General features: G+C 62.9%; 11 protein-coding genes and 2 pseudogenes. 8 read left to right on the top strand and 5 right to left on the bottom strand.

From position 1 onward, the window contains the following. The 6 genes and pseudogenes from ACN0T5_RS08035 to ACN0T5_RS08010 form a co-directional block, all read left to right on the top strand. Positions 1-320, top strand: a pseudogene (locus ACN0T5_RS08035) (DUF2157 domain-containing protein); the annotation flags it as partial. Continuing rightward, positions 317-877, top strand: coding sequence for a GDYXXLXY domain-containing protein (locus tag ACN0T5_RS08030; RefSeq protein ID WP_417768097.1), 561 nt, complete (start codon positions 317-319; stop codon positions 875-877). The pseudogene ACN0T5_RS08035 and the gene ACN0T5_RS08030, both read left to right, overlap by 4 nt. Before the next feature lie 141 nt (positions 878-1018). Beyond that, positions 1019-1462 (top strand): RrF2 family transcriptional regulator, encoded by a 444-nt coding sequence (locus ACN0T5_RS08025; RefSeq protein ID WP_417768096.1) that lies wholly within the window; start codon positions 1019-1021, stop codon positions 1460-1462. Beyond that, positions 1459-1911, top strand: a complete 453-nt coding sequence (locus ACN0T5_RS08020; protein WP_417768095.1) for a group III truncated hemoglobin — start codon at positions 1459-1461, stop codon at positions 1909-1911. Before ACN0T5_RS08025 ends, ACN0T5_RS08020 begins: the two co-directional genes overlap by 4 nt. Next, on the top strand, positions 1908-2138 hold the full coding sequence (locus ACN0T5_RS08015; RefSeq protein WP_417768094.1) for a hypothetical protein: 231 nt from the start codon (positions 1908-1910) through the stop codon (positions 2136-2138). The genes ACN0T5_RS08020 and ACN0T5_RS08015 overlap by 4 nt, the downstream gene beginning before the upstream one ends. Further along, positions 2135-2428, top strand: coding sequence for a hypothetical protein (locus ACN0T5_RS08010; protein ID WP_417768093.1), 294 nt, complete (start codon positions 2135-2137; stop codon positions 2426-2428). Before ACN0T5_RS08015 ends, ACN0T5_RS08010 begins: the two co-directional genes overlap by 4 nt. Before the next feature lie 228 nt (positions 2429-2656). On the opposite strand, the gene ACN0T5_RS08005 is transcribed toward ACN0T5_RS08010, so the two are convergent. The 3 genes from ACN0T5_RS08005 to ACN0T5_RS07995 form a co-directional block, all read right to left on the bottom strand. Beyond that, positions 2657-4378: an AIPR family protein gene (locus tag ACN0T5_RS08005; RefSeq protein WP_417768092.1), complete on the bottom strand. Its 1722-nt coding sequence runs from the start codon at positions 4376-4378 to the stop codon at positions 2657-2659. A 369-nt stretch (positions 4379-4747) separates the two neighbouring features. Then, positions 4748-6637, bottom strand: a complete 1890-nt coding sequence (locus tag ACN0T5_RS08000) for an ABC-F family ATP-binding cassette domain-containing protein (RefSeq protein WP_417768091.1) — start codon at positions 6635-6637, stop codon at positions 4748-4750. Between the two features lie 184 nt (positions 6638-6821). Further along, entirely contained in the window at positions 6822-7541 is a 720-nt protein-coding gene (locus tag ACN0T5_RS07995; protein WP_417768090.1) for a FadR/GntR family transcriptional regulator, read from the bottom strand. Positions 7542-7806: 265 nt separating this feature from the next. On the opposite strand from ACN0T5_RS07995, the gene ACN0T5_RS07990 reads away from it, so the two are divergent. After that, entirely contained in the window at positions 7807-8535 is a 729-nt protein-coding gene (locus tag ACN0T5_RS07990) for a L,D-transpeptidase (RefSeq protein WP_417768089.1), read from the top strand. 122 nt (positions 8536-8657) lie between these two features. Here the strand turns inward: ACN0T5_RS07990 and ACN0T5_RS07985 are convergent. After that, positions 8658-9470 (bottom strand): annotated as a pseudogene (locus ACN0T5_RS07985) (LysR substrate-binding domain-containing protein); the annotation flags it as partial. A gap of 205 nt (positions 9471-9675) precedes the next feature. Between ACN0T5_RS07985 and ACN0T5_RS07980 the strand changes: the two are divergent. Continuing rightward, the gene (locus tag ACN0T5_RS07980) at positions 9676-10392 is read left to right on the top strand and encodes a haloacid dehalogenase type II (RefSeq protein ID WP_417768088.1); all 717 of its coding nucleotides are present in this window, start codon (positions 9676-9678) and stop codon (positions 10390-10392) included. Between the two features lie 98 nt (positions 10393-10490). Here ACN0T5_RS07980 and ACN0T5_RS07975 read toward each other — a convergent pair whose 3' ends face one another. Beyond that, complete coding sequence (locus ACN0T5_RS07975) at positions 10491-11195, bottom strand: GntR family transcriptional regulator (RefSeq protein WP_417768087.1); 705 nt, start codon at positions 11193-11195, stop codon at positions 10491-10493. Between the last annotated feature and the right edge of the window lie 47 nt (positions 11196-11242).

Here is an 11242-nt window from a genome sequence, read left to right as displayed (position 1 = left end):
CCGTTGCCCTGTCGCTCGCCTGCCCGCTGGCCTTCCTGCTGGCGCCGGAACAGGGCGTGCTCCTCGCCGCCCTCGCGCTGGCGGCGCTTGTCGCGATCAGCGCCGCCGGCTCGGCCACGGAGCGGGGAAGCTGGAGCCTTGCCGGCAATGTCGGCATCGCCGCAGCGCTGTTCTTCCTGCTCTATGTCACGGTCGGCTCGCTGCTCGGCCAGTCGGTGTTCTTCCTTGTCGCCGGCATCGTTCTGGTCACTGTCGCCATCGTCGCCGCGCGCCGGATTCGCCGTCAGCGGGCGGAAAGCGGCGCGGGAGAAAACACATGAGTGCCGCGCTCCGCTCCCCCTGGCTCCGCTCCCCCTGGCTGAAATGGGGCCTCGTCGCGCTGATCCAGCTGGCGCTGGTCGCCCTGCCGCTGGCCGAACGGCTGCACGTGCACGCGACGGGCAGCGAGGTGACGCTGGCGCTCGCCCCCATCGACCCGCGCGACCTCTTGCGCGGCGACTACGTGATCCTCAACCCGCAGATCAACGTGGTCGAGGCCGGCGACCTCGCGGACCGCGTCCACCAGGACGACCCCGTCTGGACCGTGCTCGAGGCGGACGGGGAAGGCATCCACCGCGCCGTGGCGCTGTTGGATGCTGCACCAGACGACGGGCGGCTGGCGATCCGGGGCCGGGTGCGCGGCCACCGGGGAGGGCAGCGGCTTGCCGTCGACTACGGGCTCGACGCCTTCTTCGTGCCGGAGGGGCAGGGGCTCGACATCGAGCGCATGCCGCGCGACCGGGTCCGCCTCGTCGTCGCGGTGAGCGCGGGCGGCGCGGCTGCCCCGCTGCGGCTCATGGCCGACGGCAAGGTGCTGCTTCAGGACAGCGCCTTTTAAGCCACCCGCCGTCCAACCCGCCGGGCCGTCAAAAGCCCTGCGACGGCACGCCGCATCAAACATGCATATGAGATGCATGTTTGATCTTGTGCCCTCACTCCGAAAAGAGGTATTCAATATACATCTTTTATGGACAGACCGATGCGGCTGACGCTCCAGACCGACTACGCCCTGCGCATGCTGATGCATCTGGCCTTGCTGCGAGAGGACGAGCTCGCCACCATCGCCGATGTGGCCGAGAGCTACCGGATCTCGAAGAACCACCTGATGAAGGTCGCGCAGGCGCTGGTGCGGGCCGGGCTGGTCGAGGCGGTGCGCGGGCGCGGCGGCGGCTTGCGGCTGGCGCTTCCGGCGAAACGGATCAGCGTTGGCGGCGTCGTCCGTCACCTTGAGGACGGTATCGCGCTGGTCGACTGTTTCCCGGGCGGCAACGGCACCTGCCGGATCACGCCCTCCTGCCAGCTGAAACACGCCCTGCACGCGGCCCGCGAGGCCTTCTTCGCGGTGCTCGACGGCTACAGCATCGACGACCTTGTGGCCGGCAACAGCGGCCTCAGGCACATTCTCACCGGAGACGCGGCATGACGACGATCAGGGTCAGGAGCGCGGCCGAGCGCCGCGAGGAAATTCAGCGGGAGGCGGCGCGGCTCGGCATTGACGATGCCTATATCTCGCTGCTGGTCGAGACCTTCTATGAGCGGATCCGCGCCCATGCGCTGCTCGGGCCGATCTTTGACAAGGAGATCGGCGACAACTGGGAGCCGCATCTGGCCAAGATGAAGGATTTCTGGGCCTCGGTGGCGATGAATGCCGGCCGCTATTCGGGCAAGCCCGTGCCGGCGCACACCAAGCTGAGCGACCTGCAACCCTGGCATTTCGGCGTCTGGCTCGGCCTTTTCGAACAGGTGCTGAAGGACACCGCGCCGCACCCGGAGGCGGTCCCCTATTTCATGGAGCGGGCACGGCGCATCGCCCAGAGCCTGGAATTCGCCATTTCCGGCCTGCCGCCCCTCAACACCGGAGAGAGGCCATGAGCATCGCCGCTGTCGTCATCCTCGCCGAGGTCGGAACGGGGCTCTTCTTCGCCATTTATCTGGGCGCGCTGACGCTGGGCCTGCGCGAGGACCGCGCGGAGGGCCGCGTGCCGGTTCTCGATGCGACCGGCCGGGCGCTGTTCTCGGCCGCCAAATACGGGTTTGGCGCCGGCATTCTGGCCGTCACCGTCCTGACCCTCTGGAACATCGCGGGGAGCGTGGCATGAACGGACATGGAAACGGACGGGCAAACGCGGCAGCGGGCGGCGGCATGACGGCGGAGAGGGCCATGCAGAGAGGGCAGGGGGCGCAGGCAGGTGGCGGGATGCGGGCGGGCAATCCGGCGGGCACCGGCATCAACGGGGGTGTGGGACTTGCCGTGTCCGCCTACCCGGGCGGGGCGACGCAGGCAATGCCGCCGCGCAGCCGCTGGGGCCGGATCTGGCCCTGGGCCCTGCTCTGGGGCGCCGCCCCCATGCCGCTCTATATCTGGCTGGTGGTGGGGATGATGGTGTAGGGGGAATGGATGTCCTGCGCTAGCAACGACCTGACAGTTCGGCCAGATTGAAGGAAGTGCAACAGCAAGCATCACTCGTGTACCTACGACGGGATGTTGCCGAAGCTTGAGGAAATCGACCGCCAAATCACCGGGATGAAGGCAACAAAAGTCGAGCCGGAAGGGTGGTGGTCTTTGTATTGCGTGTTCAAAGCAAAAATATCCTCGATTTTGATAGAAAATTTAATACTATTTCAGAAAGTATTCACTTACAAAAAGACCTGATATTGTTCCAGATCTAATGAAGTCTCGTTTTTGCTCCCTGTTTTTTTCTCCGTGCAAACCAATAATATTGTCGAAAAACTTAGATACACTCTCGATTTTTTTTGTGAAAATCTCGTTATCTAAAATAGTATTTAATACTTCTTGGTGAACAATATTCTGTTTTTTTCTGTGCGCGTCCAATATATCTGGCGTCTTCCAGTGCTCCCTAATCAGTGAAAATAGAACGTAATATCTATAAATCGCCCAGGACCTGTCAACTTTCCCTGTTCTGATTAAGTAGTCAAATTTGTACAGCGCCAGGGCGGCAACATGATATAGTTCTACGCTATGATTTTCCATAAATATTCTATCTGAAAACTCTTGTCTAATACCCCTGTGATCCCGCGCCGCCCTGTGTGGTTGAAAGAAGAACATTGCTGCGGCCACTTTCATCAGGTCAGATGGCTTCATTATTCTTGTTCGCTCTACGGCAACATCACGATATTGATTGTCCCGCCTCTCCACGAGTATTCGTGCATCTCCCTCTTGTGCCGAGCAATAGACCTCCAGGTCTTTCATGAAGGGCAGTAAGGCCCAGAACTGATCATCGCGTACCTTGTTTTGCTTATTCGTTCCAATGATGATACTAGATACGAAATCTGGGTCTTTGCTTCCGATGAGACGAAGTGGAACAAAAATCTCGTGCGCGTGGTCCGGTACACAGGCAAGGATATTTGTAGTCTGGCATCCGTTGACGATCTGATAGTCTTCAATTGTAAAAGAATCTCCTTTTCGACTTATAGTTTTTGATACGACTGTAATTCCATTGTTTTTAAAGACAAATGAGGAGTAATTTCCGGACGATATTTCGTTTATTATTGAATTGTTAATATCTGAGTTCGGATTGAAGTCGCGCACATTATCATAAAATACGGAGCGATTGATATGACGCACACCATCTGGGTCAGCGGGGGCCCAAGCAATTCCCAATATCTGGTCTGCCGAAACAAAGCCGATAAAAGCTTCATCGACCTTCTCGTGCTCTGGCATGGTGACTGCTTTGGGAAAATTTAGAGTTGCCTCCGTGGAATTTGTGGCGGCGCGAAAACCCTCTTGGATCGCCTTTGCTCCAATACATTCGATGATAATCTCTCCAAATATGTTTAAGGCTTCAAAACGCGCTTTATTGCTTTCAATTAGCTTCCTAATTGCATCAGGAGCTTCGCTAGATCCGGTTGTGCAGTAGTAGCAGCGTAATGAAGGATTGTATTTGGTGGCAGATTCAAATATTATGTTCTTTGCTTCAACTAGATCAATTATTTGATCTCCAGATAGGAGATTTAAATCTGTAAAAAAATCATAAACTCCGTCAAGAAATTTAGATACATCGCCGTAATCTATGTTGATCGATGTTTTTGACTGAAAGAAGTGGAAGGCGCCAGTGTGTTGTTTGCCAACAGAGAGTATTGATGCTGCTTCGTCAGCATCTGTGCAAAGAGTGCCTTGAACAAGTATAGCAATTCCATCAATGCCAAATTCAGTGCCCTTTAGGTGAACACGAAATGGATCTATGTTCTCAGTCAGCAATCCATTTTCTACGGCAAAAATTGACATGACTTCAAAAAGATCACTGTCACTTCCCACTTCTGAAGGGTTCGCTTTTCGAAATTCGCTAAGCTGTGCTTTAATAACCGGATTCATGGCCATGATCGTGCAACCTTAAATTATCTTAGTGGGGATAGACGCAGATCAAAAACATGCGATTTTTAGTCAATCTCCATGTATGTCGATTGGTCGGACCTCGATCTGAGGCGCTAGATCTCCTCTGGAGTTGTAGAGTCCACTGCAAGAGCGGGTGGGCGTATCAAGCAAGGCAAGTTTGTACAGACACAGATAATCATCTGACAGTTCCGCGCTGGGAAGCGCGGTTTTAAGCAGCGCGAGTTTCGAGTTTCATTCAAGCCTGTTTTGTTCTTGTTGTCAGTAGATCTTATGTCTCGGTGTCGATGCGGCCTTTTGGTATTGCTGGCGAGGAGCCATGCCGTATCGCCTCGCACCAGTCGCCGAGCAAACCCCTCACCCTTCCTCCGCCAGCATTTCCAGTTCCAGCCAGGTCTCTTCGGCGGTGGCGAGTTTTGTCTGGAGGTCGGAGAGTTTGGCCATCAGCGTGTCGAAGCGCTTGGGCTCGCGGGCATAAAGGTTCGGGTCTTCCAGCTCGCCCTGCAGCTTGCCGATCTCGGCGCCGAGTTTTTCGATCTCCTTCGGCAGGCTCTTCAGCTGGTGCTGCTGCGAGAAGGTGAGTTTTGACTTCTTCTTCGCCCCGTCTCCGGAAGCCTTCTCCGCTCCCGCTCCCGCTTTTGCGCCGCCCGCCTTGCCGCCGCCCGTCTTGTCGTTGGCGGAGCTGTTCCCACCGGACTTGTCGTCGGAGGCTTTCGCCCTGCCGCCGCCTTCGGTGACGGACTTGCGCGCGGCAACGCCCGCGCCCCGCTGGGCGATCATGTCGGAATAGCCGCCGGCATATTCGCGCCACACGCCCTTGCCCTCGGCGAAGACGACGGAGGTCGCCACCCGGTCGAGGAAGTCGCGGTCGTGGCTGACGAGGAGAACGGTGCCGGGATAATCGGCGAGCATTTCTTGCAGGAGATCGAGGGTTTCAAGGTCGAGATCGTTGGTCGGCTCGTCGAGGACCAGAAGGTTCGAGGCGCGGGCGAGGGCCCGGGCGAGCAGCAGCCGGCCGCGCTCGCCCCCCGACAGGGCGGAAACGGGCGTGCGCGCCTGTTCGGGGGAGAACAGGAAGTCCTTCATGTAGGAGACGACATGGCGGGGCCCGTCGCTCAGCATCACCTGGTCGCCGCCGCCGCCGGTGAGGATTTCCGAGACGGTCTCATCCTTCTTCAGCGCCTCGCGCGACTGGTCCATGGTGACCATGGTAAGGCCGGAGCCGAGGATGACCGTGCCGCTGTCGGGCTCGAGTGCGCCGGTCAGCATCTTCAGGAGGGTCGTCTTGCCCGCGCCATTGGCACCGACAAGGGCGACCCGGTCGCCGCGCAGGATGCGGGTGGAGAATGTGTCGACCACCGGGCCGGGGCCGAAATCCTTGGAGATGGCTTGCGCCTCGATCACCCGCTTGCCGGAAACCTCCGTCTCGCCGACGGTCATGCGCACATTGCCCTGCGGCCCGCGATGCGCCTTTTTCTGGGCGCGCAGGTCGGCAAGCTCGCGCACCCGGCGCATGTTGCGCTTGCGCCTGGCGGTGACGCCATAGGTCATCCAGTGCTCCTCGCGCTTGATCTTCTGCGCGAGTTTCTGCTGGTCGCGTTCCTCCTGCTCGAACACCTCGTCGCGCCAGGCCTCGAAATGGGCAAAGCCCCGGTCGTGGCGGCGGCCGACGCCCCGGTCGATCCACACGGTGGCGCGGGTGAGGTCGGCCAGGAAGCGGCGGTCATGGCTGATCAGGACGAGGGCCGACTTCATCGAGGAGAGCTCGCTTTCCAGCCATTCGATGGCCGGCAGGTCGAGATGGTTGGTCGGCTCGTCGAGAAGCAGGATGTCGGGCTCGGGCGCCAGCGTGCGGGCAAGGGCGGCGCGCCGCTTCTCGCCGCCGGACAGCGTCGCCGGGTCCTCGTCGCCGCGCAGGCCGAGCACGTCGAGCAGGTATTGCGCGCGGTAGGGCTCGTCGCCCGGCGCAAGGCCGCCGCTGGCATAGTCGAGCACGGTGGCAAAGCCGGTGAGGTCCGGCTCCTGCGGCAGATAGCGGATGGTGCGGCCCGGCTGGACGAAGCGCTCGCCGGCATCGGCCTCGACAAGGCCGGCGGCGATCTTCAGCAGGGTCGACTTGCCCGAGCCGTTGCGCCCGACAAGGCCGATGCGCTCGCCCTCGCCGACCTGCAATTCGGCCGAGGTGAGCAGCGGCGTGCCGCCAAAGGTGAGCGCGATGTCGCGAAGATGCAGAAGGGGAGGGGCCATGAAGTCTCGCGTGGGGGCTCGTGTTCGAAAGTCGCGGGCCGGCGGCACGGGCACCCCGGGGGAGCCCGCGCCGCCGCGCCGGGTGTTGGTATCAGGTCAGCGTGGTGCCCGTCGAGCGCCGCGTTGGCCCGGATCCGCCCGGTCCGAAGACCTGTCGGCCGGGAGTTCGTCAGTCGGGAGTTCGTCAGTCGAGGGCACCGGCATTGACGAGCAGCGCGCGCGTCATTGCCATCAGCTTGCGCATTTCGGCGCGGGCCCGTTCGGGATCGCGGGCGGCGACCGCGTCGAGCACGCCGGCATGCTGGCCGAGCGCGATCGGATCGCTGACCTTCGGGTCCGAGGTGATCAGGATCGAGGCGCGCAGGGCGTGCTCGAGACAGGCCCCGAGCCCGGACATCAGCGCGTTGCCGCTGGCCGCCAGCAGCAGCCGGTGGAAGCGCACATCGGCATCGAGCGTTGCCGGCGTGCGGTTGCCGTCGGCGATGCCCATGGCCTCCAGCGCCTCGCGCATGGCACCGATCTCGGCCTCGGTGGCGTTCAGCGCGGCGAGGGCGGCGGCCTCCGGTTCGACCAGCTCGCGGATGCCGACCAGTTCGGCCAGCAGCTGCGTCTGCGGCACCACCTTGCGCCGCCACGACAGCATCTGGTCGTCGAGATAGTTCCAGTGGACGGCCGGGCGCACGCTGGTGCCGTGTTTCGGCCGGGAGGTGATCAGCCCCTTGCCGACCAGCATCTGCAACGCCTCGCGCAGGCAGGTGCGGCTGACGCCGAGATCGCCGAGCAGCTCGGCCTCGGTCGGCAGGGTCGTTGCCGGCGGATAGGTGCCGTCGAGAATGCGCAACGCGATGATTTCAGCCACGGCGGACTTGAGATTGCCGCGAAGCTGCGGCGGGGCGGATGACATCGGTTTCATCTCTTGCATCGTGGTTGCGACCGGGCGCGGTGCACGTGAGCCGCCGCGTGGCCTATGCCTTCCGCGATTGTGCGCGGCAAATCAAGAAAAACAGGGAAAATCATGCAGGAAAGGGGTGTCGGCCGGCTGTTCGCGCGTTTGTGAAGGGCTTGGGAGCAAGTTCCTTCGAAGGCGTTGCGCGGCTGCACTCGCGCTCAAGGTCCCGATCAGGTAAGAGGGACGGGTTTTCCACCCGTCGACCGGGAGCATTCCAGACATGGAACCGACACGTTCCGCCAAAGGGTCCTTCTTGCTGAGCCGCCGCGCCCTCATCGTCGGTGCGCCGCTGCTTCTTGCCGCCTGCCAGAGTTCGGGCGTCGGCACCACCGGCGCGGCGCTGACGGGAGCTGCTCCCAACACGCCGCCGCTGCCGGGCGAGGACTTCGACTACGCCTCCGCCTATGCGGCGCTGACGGACTACGATTTCAAGGTTCCCGCGATTCCCTACAAGAATTTCGACCGCAAGTACTGGCGCCAGGTCGTCGACTATGACAGCCGCCACGGGGCCGGCACGATCATCGTCGATCCGTATTCGAAGTTTCTCTACTGGACGCTGCCGGGCGGCAAGGCGCTGCGCTACGGCATCGGCGTCGGCAAGGCGGGATTTGCCTGGTCGGGCGATGCCAAGGTGCGGGTCAAGCGGGTGTGGCCGCTCTGGCGCCCTCCGCGCGAGATGATCGCCCGCAACCCGGGGCTGGAGAAATATTGGAAGGACGGCTATCCGCGCGGCCCGCAGAACCCGCTCGGCGCGCGCGCCCTCGACCTGTGGCAGGGCAGCGTCGACACGCTGTACCGCATCCACGGCACCAAGGAGCCGAACAGCATCGGCCGCAGCGTCTCGTCCGGCTGCATCCGCATGTGGAACCAGGACATTCTCGACCTGTTCGAGCGGGTGCCGACCCACACCAAGGTGGTCGTCCTGTCGAAGGCGCCCAAGACCTCCTGAGGGCTTTCCGGCGTCTCAACCTGTCTTGAGGTGAGACGCCAGCAGGGCCGCGGCCGGCGTGTCCGGCCCTTGATTGTTTGGCCCGAGCTTGTTTGGCTCTTGCTTCCCGGCATGTGCGGCGGCCTCATCAGGAAATAGGCGCCGCCGGGAATGATGCTCCGGTCGCAAAACACCACCAGCCGGCCCTCCCGCACGAGGTCGGCGGTGTTGGCAATCCACCCCAGCATCACGCCCATGCCGGCCAGCGCCGCCTGGGTCGCCTGTACGTGATTGTCGAAGGAAATATCCCCCTGCCGGTCATGCGGCAGGCCGGTCGCGTGAAAATAGTCGTCCCAGCCCGGCGACAGGTCCTCGCCCGTCTCCACGTGAAGAAGGGTGGCGTCGGCGAAGTTGCCCGCACCGAGACGCTCGGCGATGCCGGGGCTGCAGACGGGGACGAGCCGCTCGCCGAACAGCCGTTCGCAGCTGCCGTCCGGCCAGTCGCCCGCGCCATAGCGGATCAGGAGGTCGGTGTCGGCCGCGAAGCGCGGCACGCCGGAGGTCGGCACCACCTGCACGACAATCTCCGGGTGCCGGGCGTAGAACGCCGCCAGACGCGGCATCAGCCAGTACAGCCCGGTGCAGACAGTGCAGGCGATCGTCACGACGTTCCGTCTTTCCTGCTCCAGGACCCTGATTCGCCCGATCGCGCTCTCGATCTGGTCGAGCCCGTCTGACACCGCGTGAAGCAGGATCCGGCCGGCCTCGGTCAGGGCGGCCGGACGCTTGCTGCGGTCGAGAAGCCGGGTCCCGATGTGGTCCTCAAGGCCCCGCAACGCCTGGCTGACGGCCGGCTGGGTGACATTGAGCCGTGCCGCCGCATTCTGAACGCCGCCCGCCCGCACGACGGCTTCGAACGCCGACAACAGGCGAAGGGGAGGGAGTTGCCGATCCATCATCATAATTCCTGGCTTATGCAGAGTTAGGTTTTCCGGCCTTACACACCTGGATGAACCTGTTAGTTCCTGAAGGTGGAAGTCGGTGGACCATCGGTTCACAACATAAGCGAAAACCGGCAAAGGGGCACGGGCTTCATCCCGGTTGCACCAGGCAAGGCCTTTCGCCGGGGGCGGCCACGATCCCGCATGCATGGAGGAAAGCGTGAGCAATATCGACGTGCTGTTCTTTGACGTCCTGGGCACGATGGTCGACTGGCGCGGCAGCATCGCCGCCGAAACGCACGCGTTCCTCGAACGCAACGGGCGCGGCGACATCGACCCTGCCGCCTTTGCCGATGCGTGGGTCGGCCGCTACGACGCCTCGGTGGAGCCGGTCCGGACGGGCGAGCGGCCGTTCGTCCCGCTCGACCAGGTGAACAGGGAAAACCTCGAGGCCACCCTCGGGCAGTTCGGGCTGGCCCCGGCGGCCTTTCCTCCCGGGGAGCTCGAGGAGCTCAATCTCGCCTGGCACCGGCTGAAGGCCTGGCCGGATCTGGCTGAGGGACTGTCCCGCCTGCGGTCGCGCTTCATTGTCGCGCCGCTGTCCGACGGACATACCCGGCTGCTGGTGAATGTCTCAAGACACAACGGCCTGTCATGGGACGCGGTTGTCGGCGCCGACATTGCCCGGACCTACAAGCCCGTGCCACGGGCCTATCTGGGGGCGTGTGAACTGCTCGGCGTCCGGCCCGGGAACGCGATGCTGGTGGCGGCCCATGACTACGACCTGGAGGCGGCGCGGACTTGCGGGCTGAAGACCGCCCATGTCGCCCGGACTGGCGCCGCGGACCCGTCAAAGGCCGGCAGCGAGGGCTCCCGGGAGGGGTGGGATTACACGTGCAGGGACCTGCTCGACCTTGCCGACAGGCTTGGCGCGTAGGCAGGGGACGCCCCGGGGCCCGGGCTGATACTTGTGCCGGCCCGTTCGCTCATGCCGTTCGCTCATGCCGTTTGTCACCGGAATTATGGGTTCACACCCTAGCCGGCGCGGCTGCGCGCCGGCTCGCCCACCGTGCTGAGCGAGGCGACGAAATCGTTGAACCGCTCGCCCTGGATGAGGATGTGGGAGCGCAGGGCGCTTTCCGCCTTGCGGTCGTCGCCGGCCAGGATCGCGTCGACGATCTGCTGGTGCTCGGCGAGCGAGCCGCCCATCCGGTTGCGCACCCGAAGCTGCAGGCGCCGGTAGGGCTTCAGCCTGTTCTGCAGGGAGCGCGCCTGCTCGGCAAGGAAGCTGTTGCCGCTGCCCCTGTAGATCGTGTCGTGAAAGATCTCGTTGGCGCGGAAATAGGCGTCCGGCTCGCCGGCGGCCGCCGCGCTTTCGCAGGCCTCGTGCGCCGTCCGCAGGGCCTGGTGCTCGGCCGCCGTCATGCGCCGGCAGGCAAGCCTTGCGCACATCGCCTCCAGCTCCGCCATCACCTCGAACATCTCGATCAGGCGCGGGATGCCGATCTCGCGAACGAAGGCGCCGCGCCGGGGCCGGATCTCGACAAGACCCGAGGCCGACAGCTCGATCAACGCCTCGCGGATCGGCGTCCGCGACACCTGGAAGCGCGTCGCCAGCGAGACCTCGTCGAGCCGCGTGCCGGGCGGATAAAGGCCGACGGCAATGTCGTATTCCAGCGTTTCCCGCAGGGCCTGGGCGGCGCGGGCCGCCGGTTTGTGTGAAGGATTCGATGCGTCCATGACCGTGACTTTATGCAAGCGGATTGCTCTTGTATACAAAAACCGTT

It is taken from the genome of Stappia sp., assembly GCF_048261845.1.
In the GTDB taxonomy this organism is placed as follows: Bacteria; Pseudomonadota; Alphaproteobacteria; order Rhizobiales; family Stappiaceae; genus Stappia.
The sequence above is the reverse complement of the archived record's forward strand: the minus strand, read 5'-3'. Positions and strand labels throughout refer to the sequence as shown.

Excerpts from the sequence above, each read along its gene's own strand:
- ACN0T5_RS08005 (WP_417768092.1), bottom strand. The coding sequence starts at position 4,378 with ATGGCCATGAATCCGGTTATTAAAGCACAGCTTAGCGAATTTCGAAAA.
- ACN0T5_RS07995 (WP_417768090.1), bottom strand. The coding sequence starts at position 7,541 with ATGTCATCCGCCCCGCCGCAGCTTCGCGGCAATCTCAAGTCCGCCGTG.
- ACN0T5_RS08015 (WP_417768094.1), top strand. The coding sequence starts at position 1,908 with ATGAGCATCGCCGCTGTCGTCATCCTCGCCGAGGTCGGAACGGGGCTC.
- ACN0T5_RS08010 (WP_417768093.1), top strand. The coding sequence starts at position 2,135 with ATGAACGGACATGGAAACGGACGGGCAAACGCGGCAGCGGGCGGCGGC.
- ACN0T5_RS08020 (WP_417768095.1), top strand. The coding sequence starts at position 1,459 with ATGACGACGATCAGGGTCAGGAGCGCGGCCGAGCGCCGCGAGGAAATT.
- ACN0T5_RS08000 (WP_417768091.1), bottom strand. The coding sequence starts at position 6,637 with ATGGCCCCTCCCCTTCTGCATCTTCGCGACATCGCGCTCACCTTTGGC.
- ACN0T5_RS08025 (WP_417768096.1), top strand. The coding sequence starts at position 1,019 with ATGCGGCTGACGCTCCAGACCGACTACGCCCTGCGCATGCTGATGCAT.
- ACN0T5_RS07975 (WP_417768087.1), bottom strand. The coding sequence starts at position 11,195 with ATGGACGCATCGAATCCTTCACACAAACCGGCGGCCCGCGCCGCCCAG.
- ACN0T5_RS07990 (WP_417768089.1), top strand. The coding sequence starts at position 7,807 with ATGGAACCGACACGTTCCGCCAAAGGGTCCTTCTTGCTGAGCCGCCGC.
- ACN0T5_RS08030 (WP_417768097.1), top strand. The coding sequence starts at position 317 with ATGAGTGCCGCGCTCCGCTCCCCCTGGCTCCGCTCCCCCTGGCTGAAA.